The sequence below is a fragment of the Cellulosimicrobium sp. EB106-03-01-XG111 genome (genome assembly GCF_058792115.1).
This window is the reverse complement of the sequence record NZ_JBYTEQ010000015.1, coordinates 128,535-150,666: the sequence shown is the minus strand read 5'-3', so window position 1 is coordinate 150,666 and position 22,132 is coordinate 128,535. Positions and strand designations below refer to the sequence as shown.

Genomic DNA, 22,132 nt, shown 5'->3' with positions numbered 1-22,132 from the left:
GTGACGGGCGACGAGCAGCCCCCGCCCGAGCCGGCCGACACGCGTCGGCCGCGGTCGGTGTACGGCGTGGGGACCGAGCCCGACGCGCGGTTCAGCCTCGCCAACGAGCGCACCGCGCTCGCGTGGGTGCGCACCGGGCTGGGCCTGGTCGCGGGCGGCGTCGCGCTGACGTCGTTCGCGACGTTCGCGGGCATGGCGGGCCTGCTCGACGTCGTGGCGGGTGTCGCGTGCCTCGCCGGCGCCGGGTTCGCGGGCTACGCGCTCGTGTCGTGGCGCCGCAACGAGCGGGCCCTGCGGCTGCGGTGGCGCCTCCCGGCGCCGAGCGGCCTGCCCGTGCTCGTCGTCGGTGTCGTCGTGCTGGCCCTGCTGCTCGCGGGCTACGCCGTCGGGGCGGCGACCGGAGGGTGAGGGTGCCGTCGCGGGAGCCCGGCGCCGCGGCGCCGCGGGACGAGGGCCTGCAGCCCGAGCGCACGGCGCTCGCGTGGCAGCGCACGGTGCTCGGCGTCGTGGTCGGTGCGCTCGTGCTCGCCGCCGCCGGGCTGCGGTCCGGTTCCGTGGTCACGGTGTGCGCGGCGGTCGCGGTCGCCGTGCTCGCGCTCGTCCCCGCCGTGCTGCGGCCCCCGACCGGCGGGCTCCCGCGCGACGGGCGGCTCCGCTCGTGGTCGTTCCTCGTGCGCGTGGGCGGCCTCGTCGTGGTGCTCGCGCTGGTGGGGGCCGCGTGGGCGTTCGGCCGGGTCCTCGGCGGTGCCGCGTGAGGCTCGGGCTCGGGGTGCTGCGGGCGACCGACGTCGCGCGCCTCCTCCCGGCGCGCACGCTGCCGCCGCCCCCGCCGCCCGGCGCGCACGCGCCCGACGCCGCGACCTCCCACCTCCTCGACCGAGCGCGTCGCGCGGGCCACCCCGAGCACCGCGTGGACGCGCTCGCCGCGACCCTCGACGGGCTGCGGCCGGTGGACCGGCGGGCCGTCGTCGACCCGCTGTGCCGGCTCGACGGACCCGGCGCGGGTCCCGCGGTCCGGACGCTCGAGATCGCGGGCGCGCCCGCGCGCCAGACCGACGGGACGACGTGCGGCTCGGCCGTCCTGGGACTCCTCGCCGCGGCGGGCGACCCGGTGCTCGCGCTGTGGCTCGCCACCGGGCTGCGCCCGGGGGCGGCCGCGCGCGACGAGCCGGCGGACGCGCGCACCCGCTCCGGTATCGAGCGCTTCCGGAGGCTCCAGCAGGCGCTCAAGCGCCGGACGAACCGGCACGGGCTCGGGCCGCTGCCGTGGCCCGCGGCGCTCGGGACGCCGCCCTGGGGCGCCGCCCGGGCCGCGCGGTACGCGGACGTGGCGTTCGTGGACCGGGTCGTCGCGGGGCCGGGCGCGCAGCGCGTCGGGAGGGCGGCGCTCGTGGCCGCGTCGCGCGGGGTGCCCGTGCCGCTCTTCACCGGCGGAGACCTCGCGCTCGGCCTCGCGACCGCGGTCCCGCGCCACGTCGTGCTCCTCACCGACGCCGACGAGGCGGCGGGGTGGTGCCGGGTCTACGAGCCGTCGTCGGGCACGCTGCACACCCTCCCGGCGGGGGCGCTCCTCGACGGCGCCCAGGTGCCCGCGGTGCGTCGCGCGCTCGGGGGTTGGCCGCACGTGTGCTGGGCGCTCCTGCCCGACGGTCGCGCTGGCGAGGGCGCGCGCCCGGCGGCAGGATGGGCGCAGCCGCCACGACCGTGGTGAGCACGCCGATCGTCGAGGAGGAGTCGCGATGAGCACCGTGCCCGGGAACGACGCATGGCGGGACGCCGGTCTGGACGAGCAGGGCGAGGAGGCCGTCAGCCTGGTGGAAGAGGTCGAGGACGACGACCCCGGGGTCGAGGACCCCGTGCACGAGGTCGACGAGTACCAGCCGCGCACCCCGCGCCCCGACCTGGAGGGCGAGGCCGCCGAGGCCGACGTCGTCGAGCAGGCGTCCGCCGTGCCCGGCAGCGACGACGACTACGCCTGACCGCCCGCACCACCCGAACCCACCCGGCCCGGCCGGTACCCTCGGCGCGAGGCCGGGCGTACCGGCCGGTACCGTGAGCGCATGACCACCGAGAACGCCCCGCTGACGGTCGACGTCATCCGCGCGCTGCCCAAGGTCGTGCTGCACGACCACCTCGACGGCGGGCTCCGCCCCGCCACGATCCTCGAGCTCGCCGCCGACGTGGGGCACCAGCTCCCCGCGGACGACGCCGAGGCGCTCGGCGCCTGGTTCGCGGAGTCCGCGGACTCCGGGTCGCTCGTGCGCTACCTCGAGACGTTCGACCACACGATCGCCGTCATGCAGACGCGCGACGCCCTCGCCCGCGTGGCCCGCGAGGCGGTGCTCGACCTCGCGCGCGACGGCGTCGTGTACGCCGAGCAGCGCTGGGCGCCCGAGCAGCACCTCCAGCGCGGCCTGACCCTCCAGGAGACGGTCGACGCCGTGCAGTCCGGCATCGAGCAGGGCGTCGCCGAGGCGGCCGCGGAGGGGCGGACCATCCGCGTCGGGCAGCTCGTCACCGCGATGCGGCACGCCGACCGCTGGTCGGAGATCGCGGAGCTCGCGGTCGCGAACCGCGGCAACGGCGTCGTCGGCTTCGACATCGCGGGCGCGGAGGACGGGTTCCCGCCCTCGCGCCACGTCGAGATCTGGCGCTACCTGGCCGAGCAGAACTTCCCCGTGACGATCCACGCGGGCGAGGCGGCGGGCCCGCAGTCGATCGCCGAGGCCGTGCACCTCGGCCAGGCGAGCCGCATCGGCCACGGCGTCCGCATCGTCGAGGACATCGCGTTCGACCCGGAGTTCCCGCACAGCGCCGAGGGCGAGCCCGGGACGGCCGCGCTCGGCCTCCTCGCGCACTGGGTGCGCGACCACCAGATCCCGCTCGAGCTGTGCCCGTCGTCGAACGTGCAGACCGGGGCGGCGACGTCGATCGCCGACCACCCGATCACGCGCCTCAAGGAGCTCGACTTCGCGGTCACGCTCAACACCGACAACCGGCTCATGTCGCGCACGACGATGACCCAGGAGATGGCGCTCCTCGTCGAGCACGCCGGCTGGACCATCGACGACCTCGCGGACGTCACGATGACCGCCGCGTGGAGCGCGTTCGTGCACCACGACGAGCGTCGCGCGCTCGTCGACGACGTCATCCTCCCCGGCTACCAGCAGATCGAAGGAGCGCAGCTGTGAGCGACGCGACCGGCACGCAGCCCCTGGACGCGGCGGGCCTGGCCCGCTTCGTCGACCACACGCTGCTCAAGCCCGAGGCCACCCCCGCGGACGTCGCGGCGCTCGTCGAGGAGGGCGTCCGCCTGGGCGTCTACTCCGTGTGCGTCTCCCCGTCGATGCTGCCCCTGGACCCGGCGACCACGCGCGAGCGCGGGCTGCTGGTCGCGACGGTGTGCGGCTTCCCGTCGGGCAAGCACCACAGCGACGTCAAGGCGTTCGAGGCGGCCCGGTCCGTCCGCGACGGCGCCGACGAGGTCGACATGGTGATCGACGTCGGCGCGGCCAAGGCCGGCGCCTGGGACGCGGTGCGCGACGACGTCGCGGCGGTCCGCGCCGCCGTGCCGGCGGACCGGGTCCTCAAGGTCATCATCGAGTCCGCCGCGCTCACGGACCACGAGATCGTCGAGGCGTGCCGCGCGTCCGAGGCGGCGGGCGCCGACTTCGTCAAGACCTCGACCGGGTTCCACCCCGCGGGCGGCGCCTCGACGCACGCCGTCTCGATCATGGCCGAGACCGTCGGCGGTCGCCTGGGCGTCAAGGCGTCGGGCGGCGTCCGCACGCTCGCCGACGCCCTCGCCATGATCGAGCACGGCGCCACGCGCCTCGGGCTGTCCGGCACCGCCGCCGTCCTCGCGGGGTTCGACGGCACGGACGCCCCCTCTGCCGGGGACGGCTACTGACGCCGTGGCACGTCTCCTCGACCTGTTCCTGGCGGAGGCGGGACCGGCCACCCGCGCGCGGGTGGCCGCATGGTCCGTCTCGGGCGACGGCTGGACCCAGATCCACGGGAACCTCGTCGACGTCGAGCTCTTCCGGGCGGAGCGCGTCGCCGTGATCAGCGGGGTCCTCCCGCCCGACGGCGAGGAGCGAGTACCGCTGGACGCGTTCCTCGTGGCCGCCGCGCAGGTATGACGAGCCGGGGTCCCCGGTCGCCGGAGAGGTTCCGGCGACCGGGGACCCCGGCTCGTGGTGGCTCAGAGACCGAGCGCGCGCGTCATGTCGGCCTTGACGCGGTCGAGGCGGTCGCGGGCGAAGGCCCGGGCGGCGGTGAGGTCGGCGTGCGAGGCGTCCGGGGCGACGGGCACCACGACCTCCAGGTAGCACTTGACCTTCGGCTCGGTGCCGCTCGGGCGCACGACGACGCGCGTGTCGTCCGCCGTGAGGATCCGCACGCCGTCCGTCGGCGGGAGCCCGTCCAGCCCTGCGGAGAGGTCGGTGACGTCGGAGACGCCGGCGCCCGCGAGGGTGCGCGGGGGAGCGGCCCGCAGGTGCGCCATCGTCTCGCCGATGCGGTCGAGGTCCTCGAACCGGGCGGAGAGCTGGTCGCTCACGTGCAGGCCGTGGGCGCGCGCCAGGTCGTCGAGCGCGTCGACGACCGTGCGACCCTCGGCCTTGAGGCGGTTCGCGAGCTGTGCGACGAGCAGCGCCGCGCTGATGCCGTCCTTGTCCCGGACGTGGGCCGGGTCGACGCAGTAGCCGAGCGCCTCCTCGTAGCCGAACACGAGGCCGTCGACGCGCGAGATCCACTTGAACCCCGTGAGCGTCGTCGCGGAGCCGAGCCCGTGCGCGGCCGCGATCTTCCCCAGCAGGCGTGATGACACGATCGAGCACGCGAGCACGCCCCCCGGGACGCCCGACGCGGCGGCACGCCGCGCGACGTCGTCGCCCAGGAGGGCACCGACCTCGTCGCCGTGCAGCATGCGCCAGCCGTTCGACCGGGCCGTCTCCGCGCCCTGGTAGGTCCCGACGCGCGGGTCGAGGACCGCGACGGCGCACCGGTCGGCGTCGGGGTCGTTCGCGAGCACGACGTCGGCCGCCGCGTCCTGCGCGACGGCGAGCGCGAGGTCCATCGCGCCCGGCTCCTCAGGGTTGGGGAACGCGACGGACGGGAAGTCGGGGTTCGGGTCGAGCTGCTCCTCGACGGGCACGACCTCCGTGAAGCCCGCGTCGCGCAGCACGTGCGCGACCGTCTCGCCGCCCACGCCGTGCAGCGCCGTGGTGACGACCTTGAGGTCGCGCCGTGCGCCGTCGGACAGCGCGAGGACCGACCGCTCGTAGGCGACGACGACCTCGGGGTCCAGCACGGTCCACCCGGACGACGCGCGCGGGACGGACCGCGCCGGCCCGACGGCCGCGATCGCGGCGGCGATGTGCGCGTCGTACGGCGGGACGATCTGGGCGCCCTGGCCCGAGTCGGTGACGACGCGGCCGCCGAGGTAGACCTTGTACCCGTTGTCGGCGGGCGGGTTGTGGCTCGCGGTCACCATGACGCCCGCGTCGGCGCCGAGGTGGCGCACCGCGAACGCGAGGACGGGGGTCGGCAGGGCCGACGGCAGGACGAGCACGTCGAGGCCCGCCGCGGTGAGCACGGCCGCGCTGTCCACCGCGAACGTGCGGGAACGGTGCCGCGCGTCGAACCCGACGACGACGCGCGGGCGCGCCGCACCGCCCGCGCCCGCCGGACCGAGGGTGTCGAGCAGGTAGGCGCCCAGGCCCGCGGCCGCACGGATCACGACCGCGCGGTTCATGCGGTGCGGTCCCGCCTCCATGCGCCCGCGCAGCCCGGCCGTGCCGAACTCGAGCGGGCCGGAGAACCGGTCCCGCAGGTCGGCGAGCGCGCGCACGCGGACGTCGTGCTTGCGCGGGTCCGGGGAGTCGACGAGCTCGAGCAGGCGGCGGAGCTCGTCCTGGTCGCCCGCGTCGACGTCGTCGTCGATCCACGCCGTGACGCGCCCGAGGAACGCCGCGTGGTCGGTCCCCGGGTCGAAGGTCGGGTCGTCGGCCGGGTCGGCCCGGTGCCCCGCAGTGCGGTCCGTCATGTCACACCAGCTTCGCGATGTCGGCCAGGAGGGCGCTGATCCGGGGTCCCGCGGCCTGGCCGGCCTCGATGACCTCGGCGTGGGAGAGCGGCGTCGGGCTGATCCCGGCGGCGAGGTTTGTCACGAGCGACACGCCGAGCACCTCCAGGCCGCAGTGCCGGGCCGCGATGGCCTCGAGCGTCGTGGACATGCCGACGAGGTCGGCACCGAGGATCCCGGCCATCCGGACCTCGGCCGGCGTCTCGTAGTGCGGCCCGGGGAACTGCGCGTACACGCCCTCGGGCAGCGTCGGGTCGACGCGGTGCGCGAGCTCGCGCAGGCGCGGCGAGTACACGTCGGTGAGATCGACGAACGTCGGCCCCTCCAGCGGGCTGCGGGCCGTCAGGTTGATGTGGTCGGAGAGGAGGACGGGCGTGCCCGCGCCCCACTCCTGGTTGAGCCCGCCGCACCCGTTGGTGAGGATGAGCGTCTCCGCGCCCGTCGCGGCGGCCGTGCGCACGCCGTGCACGACGGCGCGCACCCCCTTGCCCTCGTACAGGTGCGTGCGCGAGCCGAGCACCAGGGCGTGCCGCACCGAGCCGTCGGCGCGCTCGACCCGGATGGACCGCGTCACCGAGAGGTGGCCCGCGACCGCGGGCGCGGAGAAGCCGGGGATCTCGTGCGTCGGGACCTCCGCGACGACCTCGCCGAGCAGCTCGGCGGCGCCGCCCCAGCCCGACCCGAGCACGAGAGCCATGTCGTGACCCTCGACCCCGGTGGCCTGCGCGATGTGGTCGGCCGCGGCCCGGGCCACGAGGAAGGGGTCGGTCGCGGGATCGTCGAGCGGGGGTGTGCTCGGAGGCGTCGTCGTCATGGTCGCAAGGCTAGTCCGTCCCACGGCGCGCGACCTGACGAGCAGCGCCGTCGCGCGCGCGACCCCGGACCGGCCGCGACGTCTCGCATGCTGACACCGAGCGACGCGACGGCCTGACAGAATGTCCGGCGTGACGCACGTGAGCATGGACTCCTCGACCGCCCCGGACAGCACCCGCATCGTCGTCGTGGGGGGTGGGCCCGGCGGCTACGAGGCGGCCCTCGTCGCCCGTCGTCTCGGTGCCGACGTCACGGTCGTCGAGCGCCACGGCCTCGGCGGCGCGGCCGTCCTCACGGACGTCGTCCCCTCCAAGACGCTCATCGCCACCGCCGACTGGATGACCATCGCCGAGCGCGCGGCCGAGCTCGGCATCCGTCTCCCCGTCGACACCGCCAAGGCGCAGCACCCCGCGATGCGGCGGCACATCGTCGACCTCGAGGCCGTCAACACGCGCGTCATGGCGCTCGCGGCGGCACAGTCCGCCGACATCCACGCGCGGCTGGAGCGCGAGGGCGTGCGCGTCGTCATCGGCGAGGGCCGGCTCGACGGCCCCGAGCGCGTCGTGGTCGATGCGCCCGACGGCACCGACGGGCCGCTCGTGCTCGACGCCGACGTCATCCTGCTCGCGCTCGGCGCGACGCCGCGCGTGCTGCCCACCGCGCAGCCCGACGGCGAGCGCATCCTCACGTGGACGCAGCTCTACAACCTCTCCGAGCTGCCGGAGCGGCTCATCGTCGTGGGGTCGGGCGTCACGGGCGCCGAGTTCGCGGGCGCGTACAACGCGCTGGGCTCGGACGTCGTGCTCGTGTCCAGCCGCGACCGCGTGCTCCCCGGCGAGGACGCCGACGCCGCCGAGCTGCTCGAGGGCGTGTTCCGCTCGCGCGGCATGACGGTCATGTCCCGCTCGCGCGCCGAGTCCGCCGAGCGCACCGAGGACGGCGTCCGCGTCACGCTCTCCGACGGCCGTGTCGTCGAGGGCTCGCACGTGCTCATCGCCGTCGGCGCGATCCCCTCGACGAGCGGCATCGGCCTCGAGGAGGCCGGGGTCCGGCTCACGCCCAGCGGGCACGTCGAGGTGGACAAGGTGTCGCGCACCTCGGTGCGCGGGATCTACGCCGCGGGCGACTGCACCGGCGTGCTGCCCCTCGCGTCCGTCGCGGCGATGCAGGGCCGTGTCGCCATGTCGCACGCGCTCGGCGACGCCGTCGTGCCCATCAAGCTGCGGACCGTCGCGGCGAACATCTTCACCGCGCCCGAGATCGCGACCGTCGGGTACAGCGAGGAGCAGCTCAAGGCGCAGAGCAGCAAGTACGTGACGACCGTGCTGCCGCTCGCCCGCAACCCGCGCGCCAAGATGCTCGGCATGCGCGACGGCTTCGTCAAGCTGTTCGCGCACCCCGAGGCCGGGGTCGTGCTGGGCGGCGTCGTCGTCGCCCCGCGCGCGAGCGAGCTCGTGTTCCCCATCACGCTCGCGGTCTCGCACCGCCTCACGGTCGACGACGTCGCGTCGGCCTTCACGGTCTACCCGTCGCTCAGCGGGTCGATCGCCGAGGTGGCACGCATGCTGCACCACCGGGAGGACTGAGCGCCCGTCGGCGGTACCCGGCGGGCGCGGCGCCTCAGCCGAGCGCGGCGACCAGCCGCCGGGCGCTCGCGGCGGCGTCCTCCGTGCCCGTGACGAACGTGCGGTGCGCGAGGCTCCGCGTCCCCGGGTCGTCGAACCACTCGGCGAGGAAGTCGTGCCCCGCCGGTCGCCAGTCGGTGCCCTTGGTCGCGAGGGAACGGGCCCGCAGCACGCCGAGCGCGTGCTCGCGGTCGGTGCTCGGCAGCACGAGGACGACGTGCGGCACGGATGCGAGCGCGGCGCGGACCCGGGCGAGCTGCGCGGGGTCGGTGTACGACGCGTGCCCGGCGCCGAGCGCCAGCACCGTGCCGGGATGCTCCGCGACCGCGCGCTCGGCGGCGTGCGCGCGGGCGGGCTCCCACTCGCGCTCCGCCGCCACGCGGCCGACCACGGCGACGCGCTCGACGAGGCGGTCGACGCTCCACCCGACCTCGGGGTAGTAGCGGTCGGCCACGGCGTCGAGGTCGACGAACGGCACCCCGAGCCGCTGCGCGACGAGCGCGCCGAGCGTCGACTTGCCGGTCGCCGCGGGCCCGAGGAGGACGAGGAGCGGAACCTCCGGCACGTCAGAGCCGGCCGTCGAGACGCAGGCTCCCGTCCGCCCAGGCGAGCTCGGTCAGCTGGAAGCCGGGGAACGTGTGCTCGAGCACGCCGCCCAGCAGCGCCTGCACGTCGACCGCGACGCGCGCCTCGGGCAGCACGCGCACGGCCTCGGGCGGCAGGCCGTGCGAGCGCAGCGCGCCCTGCAGCGGTGCCTCGACGAAGCCGAGGAGCTTGTGGGCGGGCAGGCCGGCGGCGCTCGCCTCGACCGCGAGCACCGCGGTGCCCGCGACGACGGACTCCACGCGCAGCGTCGCGCGGACGACCGGGACGAGCCGGGCCGCGAGCCGGAGGGCCGACGGCGGGTCGGGCACCTCGCGCAGGTCGACGACGACCCGCACGTCGTCGCCCTCGCTCGCGACCGACCGCACGTACGGCGGCAGGCCGCCCGTCGCGCGGGCGATCTCGACGGCCTCGGTCACGGTCAGCTCGATGCGCACCCGTCGACCCTAACCCGCCACCCCGCGCCCGGTCGGGGGCACGGGCACCAGGACCTCAGGCGGGGGCGGGCTGGACGGGGTCTCAGTCCTGCGCGCGGAGGTCGGCGAGGAGGGGGCGGTGGTCGGACGTCGTGACGTCGAGGACCTCGACCGACCGGAACGTCACCGCGGGCGAGCCGAGGACCCAGTCGATGCGGTGCGCCGGGGCGACCGCGGGGGAGGTGAGCGCCGCGGGGTCGCCCGCGACGTCCTGCCCGCTCTCGAGCCCCGCGTCCTCGAGCAGGACGATCTCGTCCCAGCCCGGCTCGGCGTTGAGGTCGCCCGCCAGGACGTACGCCTCCTCGACGGGCTCCGCGGCGAGGAGCGCGTCGAGCTGGTCGAGGCGCGTCGGGGTGTTCTCCTCCCGGTGCTGCACGTGCACGGACGTCACGCGCACCGGGACGCCCGCGGCGTCGATCGTCGCGGAGAGGGCCGAGCGTTCCTGGGGACCGGCGCCGTAGGGGAGGGCGTGGCGCACGACGTCGGTGAGGTCGCCCCGCAGCGGGTCCCAGAGGATCGCGTTGCCGAACTGGCGGTCGGCCGCGGGCGCGAAGACGACGCGCATGCCCGTCGCGCGCGCGAGGTACGTCGCCATGTCGGCCCCGCCGCCGAGCACCCAGCCGCGGGACACCTCCTGGAGCGTGACGACGTCGGCCCCGGACTCCGCGATCGTCGTCGCCATCTCGTCGAGCCGGACCGACGGGTCGGCGCTCACGCCGTAGTGCAGGTTCCAGTCCAGCAGCCGGAGGTCGCCTACGGGGTGGTCCGCGACGGCGGACGTCGTCGTCGGCACGTGGACCTGGGTGACGCCGACGAGCGCGAGGAGCGCGACCGCGCCCCCGAGGGCGAGCGCGAGCGGTCCGCGCTCCTGGCGGGAAGTGGGCTTGTCGGGGCTCGTCGGGGCGGGCCGGGCGCGCCGCCCGGCGACCACGGCGGGGACCGCCACGGCGAGCGCGGCCGCGACGGGCAGCAGGGCGTGGGGGAACGGCAGCGGCACGTCGTACTCGAGCTGGTAGCCCAGCAGCGGGACGGCGGCGCCGAGGCCGGCGACGCTCGCGGCACCGGCGAGCCGGAGCCAGGTGAGCGGCAGCGCCGGGCGGGTCAGCGCGAGGGCGAGCGTGCGCGCCGCGACGGGGACCAGCACGACGAGCAGGGCGAGCAGCGCCCATCCCCACGGGCCCGGCCCGGCGACGCGGGGGACCGCGAGCAGGACGACGGCGACGCCGACCACGAGCACCGCGGGCGAGAGCCACGCCCGACCGGGCCCGGACCGCGCGGCGCGCGGGGCGGCCCACGCCGTGAGCAGCGCGGCGACGGCGAGGCCGACGACCGCGAACGGGAGCGCGACGCCCGTCTGCGCCGCCGCGAACGCCGGGTTGACCAGCACCTGCACGGCGAGCGCGACGAACGGGCCGAGCACCCACAGCCCGCGCGACCCCGGCAGGGCGTCGCGCCCGCGCAGCACCCACGCGCAGGCGAGCGCCGCCCCCGTGACGGCGACCGTCACGACCCACGCGCCGACGTCGGCCCGCCAGTAGGCGTCCCACGTGCCCAGGGTCGCGCTGAGCGCCGCCGCGAGGAGGGCGCCGAGCGCGACGCCCAGGGCCACGAGGCGGCCCCGCGCGAGGCCCCCGGTCGCGCCCGCGCGGGCGCCGCTCGCGAACCCCGCCACGAGGACGAGCACGCCGATCCCGAGGGCGACCGTCGCGAGACCCACGCCGTACCGGACGAGCCCGAGGTCCGCGCCCGAGGCGATCGCCGCGCCGAGCCCCTGGAGCACGAGCCGCGCCAGGACGAGCGCGGAGACGGCGAGCAGCACCACGCGGCCGGTGAGCTCGAGCCGCGCGGCGATCATCGCGACGAGCAGCCCCGGCGCCGCGTAGGTCGCGAGGGCCGTCAGGGCCACGGTGACGACCCCCGCGGAGAACGCGTGGTCGAGCAGCGGGCCGCTCGACCGCACGAGCTCGACCACCGTCGCCGTGACGGTGACGACGAGGAGCAGCGTGGCGAGGTCGGCGCGGACGCGCGGGACGACAGGGGCCGGCGCGGGGTTCACGAGACGTGACGCTACCGCCCCGGGCGCGCGCGGCACAGGGCAGGCTCGGGCGGGAGCCAGGGGGTGGTCGGACGCCGGGGCCGGGCCCGGCCGTGCGGCCGGTGCCGCCGTCAGCCCGCGGGCGCGCCGTCGAGCAGGGCGCGCAGACCCGGCCAGGCGTCCCCGAAGGCGGGCAGGAGGGGCAGGCCCGCGACGTCGTCGACCGCGACCCAGCGGACCTCGATGCTCTCGGCGTCGGTCGCGCGCGGCTCGACCGGCGCGCCGTCCGCGACCTCCGCGAGCACCGTCGTGTAGCGCCACGGGCCGTGGTCGAGCACGCGCTCGGCGACGACGCGCACCGCCGCGGGGTCGATGCCCGCCTCCTCCTCCGCCTCGCGCAGAGCGCCCTGGGCCGGGGTCTCGTCCGGCCCGACGGCGCCCCCCGGCACGCCCCACGTGCCGCCCTGGTCCGACCACGGTGCGCGGTGCTGGAGCACGACGTGGGTCACGCGCCCGGCACCGTCGCGCCGCGCGAGCAGCAGCCCGGCCGCCCCGAACAACCCCCAGTGCCGGCGTCCGCACGCGCACTCGACCCAGCCGTCGCCGGGCTGGAGGTGGCGGGGGAGCCGGGTCGGCGGCTCGTCGGGGTCGCGGGGGGCGGTCGGGATCGTCACGAGCCCCATGCTGCCAGCCCGGTGCGGCGCCCCGCCCCGTGCGGTGGTGCGCCGTCGGCGAATTCCGTGGACCGTGTGGGTGGCGACCGGCACCATGTCCGGGTGAGCCATACGCCGTACGAGAACGCCGACGCGGCGACGGCGGACGCCGTCGACCGTCCCGCCGAGGACGACACGCTCGCCCGGCCCCGGTGGCGCCGCGACACCGCGGTGTTCCTCTCGGGGCAGACGGTCTCCCTGTTCGGCTCGATGCTCGTCCAGTACGCCGTCATGTGGCACCTGACGATCGAGACGAAGTCCGGCTCCGTGCTCGCGCTGAGCACGCTCTTCGGGTTCCTCCCGCAGGCCGTCGTCTCCCTCTTCGGCGGCGTGTGGGCAGACCGGGTGAACCGCAAGGCGCTCGTCATCGCCGCCGACGCCACGATCGCGGTGACGACGCTCGCGCTCGCGCTCCTCATGCTCGGCGGGGCCGACGACCTCTGGCTCATCTACGCCGCGCTGGCCGTCCGCTCGACGGGCGCCGGGATCCAGACCCCGGCCGTCGCGGCGCTCCTCCCGCAGATCGTCCCGACGAGCAGGCTCCTGCGGGTCAACGGCATCAACCAGTCGATCCAGTCCGCGATGATGCTCCTCGCGCCCGCGGTCGCCGCGGCGCTGTACGCGAGCATGTCCCTCGTCGCCGTGTTCTTCGTCGACGTCGTCACGGCGGTGATCGGGATCGGGCTCCTCCTGCTCGTGCCCGTGCCGACCCTCGTGCGTGCGGCCACGGGCGAGCGAGCCGGGTACTTCGACGACCTCGTCGAAGGGTTCCGCTACCTCGGGTCGCACCCGTTCGTCCGGTGGGTCCTGGGCCTCTACGCCGTCGTGTTCCTGCTCATCGTCGCGCCGTCGTACCTCACGCCGCTCATGGTCGCGCGCACCTTCGGCGAGGAGGTCTGGAAGCTCACCGTCAACGAGGTCGCGTTCTCCGTCGGGATGCTCCTCGGTGGGGTGCTGCTCGCGACGTGGGGCGGGCTGAAGAACCGGATCGCGATGATCGTCGGCTCGACGTTCGTCTTCGGCGTCCTGTCCGTCGCGATGGGCGTCTCGACGAACATGTGGGTGTTCTTCGTCTTCATGTTCCTGCTCGGGCTCTCCGTGCCGCCCTTCTCCACGACGTCGATGACCGTGCTCCAGGAGACCGTCGAGCCGGAGCGCCAGGGCCGGGTCTTCGGCTTCGTCGGCATCGTCATGGCGGTCTCGATGCCGCTCGGGATGGTCGTGTTCGGCCCGCTCGCGGACCGCTTCTCCGTCGAGTCGCTGCTCGTGGTCTCCGGGGTCCTCATGTTCCTCGTCGTGACCGTCGCCGTCGCGCTGCCCTCGGGCCGCCGGGCGATCCGCGCCGCCGCCCAGTCCCGCTGACGGCGGGAAGACCGCGAGCTCGGCGCTCGCGGTCGAGATCGGCAGCCACGGCGGCCGACCGTGACCCCGACTGCCGAGCTCGGTCGGTGGTGCCGGTCTCGGGACGACCGGGTCTGCCCCGTCGGACGCCGGGGCGGGACGCGCAGGTCAGTCGACGATCTCGCAGATGGCCGTGCCGGAGCTGACGCTCGCGCCCGCGGTCGCCGAGAGCGAGCGGACGGTGCCGGCGCGGTGGGCGAGGAGGGGCTGCTCCATCTTCATCGCCTCGAGCACGACGACGAGGTCGCCCTCGGCGACCTGGGTGCCGTCGGCGACGGCGACCTTGACGATGGTGCCCTGCATGGGGGAGGCGAGCGTCGTGCCCGACCCGCCGCCGTTGGACTTCGCGGCGCTGCGGCGCGCCGGGCGCCGGGCGGCGTTGGCGGTGCGGGCGCGCCCGGCGGCCATGCCGAGCCCGGCGGGCAGCACGACCTCGAGCCGCTTGCCGCCGACCTCGACGACGACGCGCTCGGTCGCGAGCGGCTCGTCGTCCTCGTCCGCGGGCGCCGCCGGGGCTGGTGCGAGCGTGGCGAGCCGGTCGGCGAACTCGGTCTCGATCCACCGGGTGTGCACGCGGAACGGCTCGTCGTCGGTGGGGACGAACGCCTCGGCGTCGAGCACGGCCCGGTGGAACGGGACGACGGTCGGGATGCCCTCGACCTCGAGCTCGCGCAGGGCGCGGCGGGCGCGCTGGACGGCCTGCTCACGCGTGGCGCCGGTGACGACGAGCTTGGCGATCATCGAGTCGAACGCGCCGGAGATCGTGTCGCCCTCGACGACGCCGGAGTCGACGCGGACGCCGGGGCCGGACGGGAACCGCAGGCGCGTGATGCGTCCCGGGGCGGGGAGGAAGTTCGCAGCCGGGTCCTCGCCGTTGATGCGGAACTCGATCGAGTGGCCGCGCACCTGGGTGGAGGTGTACCCGAGGGGCTCCCCGGCGGCGATGCGCAGCTGCTCGCGCACGAGGTCGATGCCGGTGACCTCCTCGGAGACGGGGTGCTCGACCTGCAGGCGGGTGTTGACCTCGAGGAAGGAGATGGTGCCGTCGGCGCCGACGAGGAACTCGCACGTCCCGGCGCCCACATACCCGGCCTCTCGGAGGATGGCCTCGGACGCCTTGTACAGCTCGGCCTCCTGGGCGGCGCTGAGGAACGGCGCGGGCGCCTCCTCGACGAGCTTCTGGTGGCGGCGCTGGAGCGAGCAGTCACGCGTGGAGACGACGACGACCGTGCCGTGCTCGTCGGCGAGGCACTGGGTCTCGACGTGGCGGGGGGTGTCGAGGTACCGCTCGACGAAGCACTCGCCGCGACCGAACGCGGCGGTCGCCTCGCGGACGGCCGACTCGTAGAGCTCGTCGATCTCGTCGGTGCTGCGCGCGACCTTGAGGCCGCGGCCGCCACCGCCGAACGCCGCCTTGATCGCGATGGGCAGCCCGTGCTCGGCCGCGAACGCGTGGACCTCGCTCGCGTCGGCGACCGGGTCGGGCGTGCCGGGGACGAGGGGGGCGCCCGCGCGGTGCGCGATGTGGCGGGCGCTGACCTTGTCGCCGAGCGCGTCGATCGCGGCGGGCGGCGGCCCGATCCAGACGAGCCCGGCGTCGAGCACGGCCTGCGCGAACTCGGCGTTCTCGGCGAGGAACCCGTACCCGGGGTGCACGGCGTCGGCACCGGAGCGGCGCGCGACGTCCAGGAGCTTCGCGATGTCGAGGTAGGTCTCGGCCGCGCGGGTGCCGCCGAGCGCGAACGCCTCGTCGGCGAGGTGCACGTGCAGGGCCTGGCGGTCGGGGTCGGCGTAGACCGCGACGGACGCGATGCCGGCGTCGGCGCACGCGCGCACGATCCGGACGGCGATCTCGCCACGGTTGGCGACGAGGACCTTGCTCAGGGGGCGGGTGGGGTTCGCGGGCACGGCTCACGGTAACGCGTGCGCACGGCGCGGTTCACGCTCCTGCGCGCGGTACCGGACAAGATTGGAGAACAAACCAAGCCGCGCCGAGGGCGGTTGTCGGAAACCTCCATAGCGGCCCGTCCCTGGGCTCCGTGAGGTGCGCCGCGTTGTCCGCCCTCGACAACGCGGCGCACGCGCGACGCGTCAGGCGCGCAGCGCGTGCCAGGCCACCCCGACCTCGCGCAGGAGCGACCGCACGAGCGGCAGGCTGATCCCGACGACGCCGTGGTGGTCGCCCTCGATCCGCTCCACGTACGGGCCGCCGAGGCCGTCGACCGTGAAGGCGCCGGCCACGTGGAGCGGCTCGCCGGTGGCCACGTAGGCGTCGATCTCGTCGTCCGCGAGGTCGGCGAAGTGCACGACGGTCGAGCTCGTCGCGCCCACCGCAGCGCCCGTCCCCCCGGCGTCGGCCGGGCGCAGGTCCACGAGCCAGTGCCCCGTGTGCAGGACGCCGGCACGGCCCCGCATGGCGCGCCAGCGGGCGCGCGCGTCGTCCGCGTCGGCGGGCTTGCCGAGCACCTCGCCGTCGAGCTCCAGCATCGAGTCGCACCCGACGAGCAGCGCGGCGTCGTCCTCCGGTGTCCCTGCGGCCGCCGGGTCGAGCGTGCGGACGACCTCCTCCGCCTTGGCGCGCGCGAGGACGAGCACGGCGTCGACGGGCTCGAGCCCGCCGCGCTCCGCGGCGGCCGCGCGCAGCACGGCGTCCTCGTCGACCCCGGACACGCGCACGAGCGGGTCGACGCCGGCCGCGCGGAGCGTCGCGAGGCGGGCGGGGGAGCGAGAGGCGAGGAGCAGTCGGAGCACCCGCGCAGACTACCCGGCACGGCGCGCGGCCCCGGCTACGCGAGGAGCAGCGCCGCGACGAGGAGCACGACGGGCGAGCCGACCGTCGTGACGAGGATCGTGTCGCGCGCGAGGATCTCGCCGCGGCCGAACCGCGCCGCGTAGTTGTCGACGTTCTGCGCGGTGGGCAGCGCGGCGAGCGTGACCGCCGAGGCGACCGCCGCGTCGTCGAGCCCGAGCACGAGGTGCGAGACGACGAACGCGACCACCGGCATGACGACGAGCTTCGCGGCGCTCGCGACGCCCACGGCCGCGCGCGGCTCGCCGCGCCGGAGCGGGCGCGTGCCGTGCAGCGACATGCCGAACGCGAGCAGGATCATGGGGATCGCGGCCCCGCCGAGGATGTCGAGCGGGGCCATGACGGCCACCGGCGACGTCCAGCCGCTCACCGAGACGACGGAGCCCGCGAGCGACCCGAGGATGATCGGAAGAACCCGACGCGGTTGAGCGCGGTCCGCGCGTCGGGGCCCCCGATGCCGAGGCGCGCGGTGACGTACCCGGCGGCCACGACGACGGCGATGACGGCGAAGCCGGTGAGGACGGCGCCCACGGCTCAGGGCAGCCGGACGCCGGCCGGCCCGGGGCGGCGTGCCGCCGTCCCGGGCCGGTCGTGCGCGGGGGTCACGACGAGAGCGCGTCGCGCAGCACGTCGAGGCCCACGGAACCGAGGTTGAGCGCGCGCTCGTGGAACGCCTTCGCGTCGAACTGCTCGCCGCGGGACTGCGCCGCGGCGCGCGCGTCGTCGCGCGTGGCCTCCCACAGCCGCTGCCCGACCTTGTAGGACGGCGCCTGGCCCGGCCAGCCGAGGTAGCGGTCGAGCTCGAACCGCACGAACGAGTCGGGCATGTTGACGTTGGCGCGCAGGAACGCGAGCGCCTTGTCGGCGTCCCACGTGCCGCCGCCCCACTCCTGCGGGGCGGGGAGCCCGAGGTGCACCCCGATGTCGAGCACGACGCGCGCGGCACGCATGCGCTGCGCGTCGAGCATGCCGAGGCGGTCGCCGTCGTCGTCGAGGAACCCGAGGTCCGCCATGAGGCGCTCGGCGTACAGGGCCCAGCCCTCGCCGTGGCCCGAGACCCAGCACGCCAGGCGGCGCCACGTGTTGAGCGTCGCGCGCGCGTACACGGCCTGGCCGCACTGCAGGTGGTGGCCGGGGACGCCCTCGTGGTAGACGGTCGTCTTCTCGCGCCACGTGTTGAACTCGGTGACGTCCGCGGGGACGGACCACCACATGCGGCCCGGGCGGGAGAAGTCGTCGCTCGGCGGGGTGTAGTAGATCCCGCCGGTCTGGGTCGGCGCGATCATGCACTCGAGGTCGAGCACGGGGGCCGGGATGTCGAAGTGGACGCCGTTCAGCGCGGCGACCGCGGCGTCCGACGTCTCCTGCATCCACGCCTTGAGGGCGTCCTTGCCGAGGAGCTTGCGGCTCGGGTCGGCGTCCAGCGCCGCGACCGCGTCCTCGACGCTCGCCCCCGGGCCGGCGATACGGCGCGCGATCTCCTCCTGCTCCGCGACGACGCGCGCGAGCTCTTCCAGACCCCACGCGTACGTCTCGTCGAGGTCGACCTCGGCACCGAGGAACGTGCGCGAGAAGAGGCGGTAGCGCTCGCGGCCGACGGCGTCCTCGGCGCGGGCCTGCGGGGCGAGGGTCGTCTCGAGGAAGTCCGCGAGACGGCCGTACGCCTCGCGCGCGGCGGCGGCGCCGTGCTCGAGCTCCTTGCGCACGAGCGAGCACGCGGCGGAGTCGTCGAGGACGGCGTCGGCCTCGGGACCCGAGACGAAGGACGTGAAGAACGAGCCCTGCGGGTCGGCGAGCTCGCGCGACTGCGCCACGCCGATCCGCACCTGGCGGATCGCGGCGACGTTGCCGCGCGACGCCGCCTCCGTGAGCGACGCCATGTAGCCGTCGATCGCGCCGGGAAGGCCGTTGAGGCGGGCCGCGATGTTCTCCCACGCCTCGACCGTGCCCGTCGGCATGATGTCGAAGACGTCGCGCAGCTCCGGCACGGGCGACGCGATGTTGTTGAGGCTCGCGAGCGGCTCGCCGGCCTCGTGCAGCTCGAGCTGCAGGCCGATGCGCTCACGCATCGCCGCGAGGGTGACGCGGTCGACGTCGTCGACCGGCTCGAGGCCGTCGAGCTCGCGCAGCACCGCGCGGTCGGCCTCGGCGCGTGCCTCGTGCCCGGCGGGGGAGAGGTCGGTGACGAGGTGGTCGTAGCCGGACAGGCCCATCGAGGTGGCGGCCAGCGGGTCGAGCTCGGCGACCCGCGTGACGTAGGCCTCGGCGACGGCGTCGATCGGCGTGGGGGTGCGGTCGGGGGTCCCGGCGGAGGCGCCGGCGGGGGTGGTGGTGGTGTCGCTCACCCGGACGAGACTACTCGGCGCGGGGCGGGCGCTCCGTGCGACCATCGGGCTGGTCCGGCCCGTCCTGGTCCGCCCCGTCGTCCGCTGCCGGGCCGCCCCTGCGCAGCGCGGCGAGCAGGTCGTCGGCCCACGCGCGGTGGTAGCGGACGAGCAGCACCCCGGACGCGTCCTCGTCGTCGGCCGCGTGCCAGACGGCGACCGGGTCGCCCGGGCGGGGGCCCGCCGCGCCCGCGGGCACGACGACGCGCACCGGCCGCGCCGTCGCCACGCCCGAGCCCGTCGTGACGACGAGCGTCCCGCGCACGTCGTGCGCACCGGGCGGCGGGTCGTCGGTGTCCGGTACGGGCACGGTGAGCGTGCCCGTGGCCCGGACGGGGTCGGCGAGCAGCGCGTCGCGACCGCGCGCGAGACGCGCGGCGGCGCGGTCGTCCTGGTAGCGCACGAGCGCGAGCAGCGCGGTCAGGAGCAGGCCGAGGGTCGCCACGACCACGAGCGACTCCGGGACCGGCCAGCCGCGCGCGGCGCCCGCACGCTGGTAAACGAGGAGCGCGACCGTCGGCACGAAGGCGACCGCCCAGGCCCAGCGGCGCCACGCGGCGACGGGTGCGACCGGCGGCAGCGCCGTCGGGTCGGCCTCGACGGCGTCGGCCGACGGAGCGGGCTCCACGAGCACCGCCCGCTCGGGCAGCCGACGCACGCGGGGGGACGGGCCGGGCGTCGTCACGAGCGCAGGCTCCAGCGCCAGGAGTCGGCGTTGTGCCGCCCGGCGCGGCCGCCGAAGCTCTTCGCGGTCGCGCCGTCGCCCGTCCCGCGCAGCACGCGCGCGCGGTTGGTCCACTCGTCCACGGGCGCGACGTCGTCGGGCACGTCGCCGGCCGCGGCCGCCGCGGCGAGCCCGGCCACGAGCGCGGCGACCTCGAGATCGTCGGGGGCGCCGCGCACGACGCGCACGCTCGGGGCGCCGGGCACCTGCCGCTGCTCGCTCACGCGTCGTCCTCGTGCTCGTCCGTGCCGCGGCCGACGCCCCACTCGGGGACGTCGTAGCCCGCCTCGGTGAGGCGCGCGTGCGCCTCGTGGCCCCACGAGTCCAGCAGCCCGACGACGTCGTCCAGGTCGGGCCCGCCGGGGCGCGAGACGACGACGTACTCCAGGGTGAACGTGTCGTCCTCCAGGTCCGCGGGCGCGGCGTCCGCGTCGTCGGTGTCCTCGCCCTCCACGGGCTCCCAGACGGACGACGTGAGGTCCGGGTGGATGCCGAGCGCCTCGTGCAGCACGTCGAAGAGCTGCGCGTTGAGCGCGCCGACGCGCGACTCGAGCGCGAGGACGCGCGGGTCCTCGTCCGCCTCCGACGCCCCGAACTCGGCGCGCACCCCCACGGCCGTGCCGACGTACTCGTGCAGCGCCGCGGCGAGCGCGTCGACCGCGGCGTGCATCGGTGCCGGGTCGACCGCGCCCAGCGGCGCGGGGCCGTGCGTGGCGTCCTCGTGGCTCATGACCGTCCTTCTCTCGGGCTGCTCGTGCGACGGGTCGTCGGGCTGGTGCGGTCCGCGGCGCTCACAGGGGGATGTTGCCGTGCTTCTTGGGCGGCAGGCTCGCGCGCTTGGTCCGCAGGGCGCGCAGCGCGCGCACCACCTGCACGCGCGTCTCCGACGGCCGGATCACCGCGTCCACGTAGCCGCGCTCCGCGGCGTCCCACGGGTTGACGATCGCGTCCTCGTACTCGGCGACGAGGCGCGCGCGCTCCGCCTCGACGTCGTCGCCCGCGTCGGCCGCCCGCTTGAGCGCCGCGCGCTGCAGGATGTTCACCGCGCCGCCCGCGCCCATGACCGCGACCTGCGCCGTCGGCCACGCGAGGTTGACGTCCGCGCCGAGCTGCTTGGACCCCATGACGATGTAGGCGCCGCCGTACGCCTTGCGCGTGATGACCGTGACGAGCGGGACCGTGGCCTCCGCGTAGGCGTAGATGAGCTTCGCGCCGCGACGGATGATGCCCTGGTGCTCCTGGTCGACGCCCGGCAGGAAGCCCGGGACGTCCACGAGCGTGAGCACCGGGATGTTGAACGCGTCGCACGTGCGCACGAACCGCGCCGCCTTCTCGGCCGCGTCGATGTCGAGCGTGCCGGCCATCGCGAGCGGCTGGTTCGCGACGACGCCGACCGACTGGCCCTCCACGTGCCCGAACCCGACCAGCACGTTCTTCGCGAACAGCGGCTGCACCTCGAGGAACGCGCCCTCGTCGAGCACGTGCTCGATCACCGTGCGCATGTCGTACGGCTGCGAGTCGGAGTCCGGGACGAGCGTGTCCAGCTCCTCGTCCTCCTCCGTGACCGCGAGCTCGACGTCGTCGGGCGGGAACGTCGGCGCGTCCGACAGGTTGTTCTGCGGCAGGTACGACACCAGGTGGCGCACGTAGTCGATCGCGTCGTCCTCGTCGCTGCCCAGGTAGTGCGCGACACCGGACTTCTCGTTGTGCGTCAGGCCGCCGCCGAGCTCCTCGAAGCCCACGTCCTCGCCCGTCACGGCGCGGATCACGTCCGGCCCGGTGATGAACATGTTCGACGTCTTGTCGGCCATGACGATGAAGTCCGTGAGGGCGGGGGAGTACACCGCGCCGCCCGCGCTCGGGCCGAGGATGAGCGAGATCTGCGGGATCACGCCCGACGACGCGACGTTGCGGCGGAAGATCTCCGCGAACTGCGTGAGCGCCGCGACGCCCTCCTGGATGCGCGCCCCGCCGCCGTCGGAGATGCCGATGAGCGGCACGCCGGTGCGCAGCGCGAGGTCCTGCACCTTGGTGATCTTCTGCCCGTGGACCTCGCCGAGGCTCCCGCCGAACACCGTGAAGTCCTGCGAGTACACGCACACCTGGCGGCCGTCGATCGTGCCGTGCCCGACGACGACGCCGTCGCCCGCGAGCCGCTTCTTCTCCAGGCCGAAGTTGTGGGAGCGGTGCTTCGCGAACGCGTCGAGCTCGACGAAGCTCCCCTCGTCGAGGAGCGCGTCGATGCGCTCGCGGGCCGTCTTCTTGCCGCGCGCGTGCTGCTTGGTCCGCGCCGCCTCCTCGGGCAGCCCGGCCGCCTCCGCGCGACGGCGGTCGAGGTCGGCGAGCTTCGCCGCGGTCCCGGTGAGGCGGGGCGCGTCGGCGCTCTCGGTCGTCGCGGGCGAGGTCGTCGCAGAGTCCGTCACGCACCCGAGCCTAGTTGGAGGATCGCACCCACTCGATG

General features: G+C 75.8%; 24 protein-coding genes. 9 read left to right on the top strand and 15 right to left on the bottom strand.

Features of this window, described 5'->3' with window-relative positions:
- The 7 genes from AC3WT4_RS12975 (at position 1) to AC3WT4_RS12945 (ending at position 4,142) form a co-directional block, all read left to right on the top strand.
- Positions 1 to 408 (top strand): YidH family protein, encoded by a 408-nt coding sequence (locus tag AC3WT4_RS12975; protein ID WP_074809274.1) that lies wholly within the window; start codon positions 1 to 3, stop codon positions 406 to 408.
- A gap of 2 nt (positions 409 to 410) precedes the next feature.
- Positions 411 to 755 (top strand): DUF202 domain-containing protein, encoded by a 345-nt coding sequence (locus AC3WT4_RS12970; RefSeq protein ID WP_074809276.1) that lies wholly within the window; start codon positions 411 to 413, stop codon positions 753 to 755.
- The gene (locus tag AC3WT4_RS12965) at positions 752 to 1,711 is read left to right on the top strand and encodes a hypothetical protein (RefSeq protein WP_492315623.1); all 960 of its coding nucleotides are present in this window, start codon (positions 752 to 754) and stop codon (positions 1,709 to 1,711) included. Before AC3WT4_RS12970 ends, AC3WT4_RS12965 begins: the two co-directional genes overlap by 4 nt.
- A gap of 28 nt (positions 1,712 to 1,739) precedes the next feature.
- Positions 1,740 to 1,979: a hypothetical protein gene (locus AC3WT4_RS12960; protein ID WP_074809280.1), complete on the top strand. Its 240-nt coding sequence runs from the start codon at positions 1,740 to 1,742 to the stop codon at positions 1,977 to 1,979.
- An 81-nt stretch (positions 1,980 to 2,060) separates the two neighbouring features.
- On the top strand, positions 2,061 to 3,191 hold the full coding sequence (locus AC3WT4_RS12955; RefSeq protein ID WP_043651295.1) for an adenosine deaminase: 1,131 nt from the start codon (positions 2,061 to 2,063) through the stop codon (positions 3,189 to 3,191).
- The gene (deoC, locus tag AC3WT4_RS12950; protein WP_074809281.1) at positions 3,188 to 3,910 is read left to right on the top strand and encodes a deoxyribose-phosphate aldolase; all 723 of its coding nucleotides are present in this window, start codon (positions 3,188 to 3,190) and stop codon (positions 3,908 to 3,910) included. Before AC3WT4_RS12955 ends, deoC begins: the two co-directional genes overlap by 4 nt.
- Positions 3,911 to 3,914: 4 nt before the next feature.
- A complete protein-coding gene (locus tag AC3WT4_RS12945; protein WP_257419380.1) occupies positions 3,915 to 4,142 on the top strand; it encodes a hypothetical protein in 228 nt (75 codons plus the stop codon).
- A gap of 62 nt (positions 4,143 to 4,204) precedes the next feature.
- On the opposite strand, the gene AC3WT4_RS12940 is transcribed toward AC3WT4_RS12945, so the two are convergent.
- Entirely contained in the window at positions 4,205 to 6,049 is a 1,845-nt protein-coding gene (locus tag AC3WT4_RS12940) for a phospho-sugar mutase (RefSeq protein WP_257419381.1), read from the bottom strand.
- Between the two features lies 1 nt (position 6,050).
- Positions 6,051 to 6,902, bottom strand: coding sequence for a purine-nucleoside phosphorylase (locus AC3WT4_RS12935; protein WP_031316850.1), 852 nt, complete (start codon positions 6,900 to 6,902; stop codon positions 6,051 to 6,053).
- Between the two features lie 121 nt (positions 6,903 to 7,023).
- Between AC3WT4_RS12935 and AC3WT4_RS12930 the strand changes: the two genes are divergently transcribed.
- Positions 7,024 to 8,487 carry an NAD(P)H-quinone dehydrogenase gene (locus AC3WT4_RS12930; protein ID WP_074809283.1) on the top strand — a complete coding sequence of 488 codons (1,464 nt, stop codon included), beginning with the start codon at positions 7,024 to 7,026 and terminating at the stop codon, positions 8,485 to 8,487.
- Between the two features lie 34 nt (positions 8,488 to 8,521).
- On the opposite strand, the gene AC3WT4_RS12925 is transcribed toward AC3WT4_RS12930, so the two are convergent.
- The 4 genes from AC3WT4_RS12925 to AC3WT4_RS12910 all read right to left on the bottom strand — a co-directional run bounded on the left by AC3WT4_RS12925 (position 8,522) and on the right by AC3WT4_RS12910 (position 12,308).
- On the bottom strand, positions 8,522 to 9,091 hold the full coding sequence (locus tag AC3WT4_RS12925; RefSeq protein WP_492315622.1) for an AAA family ATPase: 570 nt from the start codon (positions 9,089 to 9,091) through the stop codon (positions 8,522 to 8,524).
- Between the two features lies 1 nt (position 9,092).
- Positions 9,093 to 9,566: a hypothetical protein gene (locus AC3WT4_RS12920; RefSeq protein WP_061267660.1), complete on the bottom strand. Its 474-nt coding sequence runs from the start codon at positions 9,564 to 9,566 to the stop codon at positions 9,093 to 9,095.
- A gap of 82 nt (positions 9,567 to 9,648) precedes the next feature.
- Entirely contained in the window at positions 9,649 to 11,661 is a 2,013-nt protein-coding gene (locus AC3WT4_RS12915; RefSeq protein WP_492315621.1) for an endonuclease/exonuclease/phosphatase family protein, read from the bottom strand.
- A gap of 110 nt (positions 11,662 to 11,771) precedes the next feature.
- Complete coding sequence (locus tag AC3WT4_RS12910; RefSeq protein WP_492315634.1) at positions 11,772 to 12,308, bottom strand: NUDIX hydrolase; 537 nt, start codon at positions 12,306 to 12,308, stop codon at positions 11,772 to 11,774.
- A gap of 108 nt (positions 12,309 to 12,416) precedes the next feature.
- Here AC3WT4_RS12910 and AC3WT4_RS12905 point away from each other — a divergent pair, with 108 nt between their 5' ends.
- Positions 12,417 to 13,715, top strand: a complete 1,299-nt coding sequence (locus AC3WT4_RS12905) for an MFS transporter (protein WP_492315620.1) — start codon at positions 12,417 to 12,419, stop codon at positions 13,713 to 13,715.
- A 147-nt stretch (positions 13,716 to 13,862) separates the two neighbouring features.
- Here AC3WT4_RS12905 and AC3WT4_RS12900 read toward each other — a convergent pair whose 3' ends face one another.
- From AC3WT4_RS12900 to AC3WT4_RS12860, 9 genes are all read right to left on the bottom strand, one after another.
- Positions 13,863 to 15,662, bottom strand: coding sequence for an acetyl/propionyl/methylcrotonyl-CoA carboxylase subunit alpha (locus AC3WT4_RS12900; protein WP_257417032.1), 1,800 nt, complete (start codon positions 15,660 to 15,662; stop codon positions 13,863 to 13,865).
- 183 nt (positions 15,663 to 15,845) lie between these two features.
- Positions 15,846 to 16,505, bottom strand: coding sequence for a Maf family protein (locus AC3WT4_RS12895; protein ID WP_108048074.1), 660 nt, complete (start codon positions 16,503 to 16,505; stop codon positions 15,846 to 15,848).
- A 35-nt stretch (positions 16,506 to 16,540) separates the two neighbouring features.
- Entirely contained in the window at positions 16,541 to 16,933 is a 393-nt protein-coding gene (locus AC3WT4_RS12890) for an AEC family transporter (RefSeq protein ID WP_492315619.1), read from the bottom strand.
- Entirely contained in the window at positions 16,930 to 17,094 is a 165-nt protein-coding gene (locus AC3WT4_RS12885) for a hypothetical protein (protein WP_257417029.1), read from the bottom strand. Before AC3WT4_RS12885 ends, AC3WT4_RS12890 begins: the two co-directional genes overlap by 4 nt.
- 71 nt (positions 17,095 to 17,165) lie before the next feature.
- Positions 17,166 to 18,908 carry a DUF885 domain-containing protein gene (locus tag AC3WT4_RS12880; protein ID WP_492315618.1) on the bottom strand — a complete coding sequence of 581 codons (1,743 nt, stop codon included), beginning with the start codon at positions 18,906 to 18,908 and terminating at the stop codon, positions 17,166 to 17,168.
- 10 nt (positions 18,909 to 18,918) lie between these two features.
- Entirely contained in the window at positions 18,919 to 19,632 is a 714-nt protein-coding gene (locus tag AC3WT4_RS12875) for a hypothetical protein (RefSeq protein WP_492315617.1), read from the bottom strand.
- Entirely contained in the window at positions 19,629 to 19,895 is a 267-nt protein-coding gene (locus tag AC3WT4_RS12870) for an acyl-CoA carboxylase epsilon subunit (RefSeq protein WP_492315616.1), read from the bottom strand. The genes AC3WT4_RS12875 and AC3WT4_RS12870 overlap by 4 nt, the downstream gene beginning before the upstream one ends.
- Entirely contained in the window at positions 19,892 to 20,401 is a 510-nt protein-coding gene (locus AC3WT4_RS12865; RefSeq protein WP_074809302.1) for a hypothetical protein, read from the bottom strand. The genes AC3WT4_RS12870 and AC3WT4_RS12865 overlap by 4 nt, the downstream gene beginning before the upstream one ends.
- 61 nt (positions 20,402 to 20,462) lie before the next feature.
- Positions 20,463 to 22,094: an acyl-CoA carboxylase subunit beta gene (locus tag AC3WT4_RS12860; protein ID WP_492315615.1), complete on the bottom strand. Its 1,632-nt coding sequence runs from the start codon at positions 22,092 to 22,094 to the stop codon at positions 20,463 to 20,465.
- Positions 22,095 to 22,132 lie beyond the last annotated feature (38 nt).

Excerpts from the sequence above, each read along its gene's own strand:
- AC3WT4_RS12955 (WP_043651295.1), top strand. The coding sequence starts at position 2,061 with ATGACCACCGAGAACGCCCCGCTGACGGTCGACGTCATCCGCGCGCTG.
- AC3WT4_RS12935 (WP_031316850.1), bottom strand. The coding sequence starts at position 6,902 with ATGACGACGACGCCTCCGAGCACACCCCCGCTCGACGATCCCGCGACC.
- AC3WT4_RS12940 (WP_257419381.1), bottom strand. The coding sequence starts at position 6,049 with ATGACGGACCGCACTGCGGGGCACCGGGCCGACCCGGCCGACGACCCG.
- AC3WT4_RS12865 (WP_074809302.1), bottom strand. The coding sequence starts at position 20,401 with ATGAGCCACGAGGACGCCACGCACGGCCCCGCGCCGCTGGGCGCGGTC.
- AC3WT4_RS12930 (WP_074809283.1), top strand. The coding sequence starts at position 7,024 with ATGTCCGGCGTGACGCACGTGAGCATGGACTCCTCGACCGCCCCGGAC.
- AC3WT4_RS12960 (WP_074809280.1), top strand. The coding sequence starts at position 1,740 with ATGAGCACCGTGCCCGGGAACGACGCATGGCGGGACGCCGGTCTGGAC.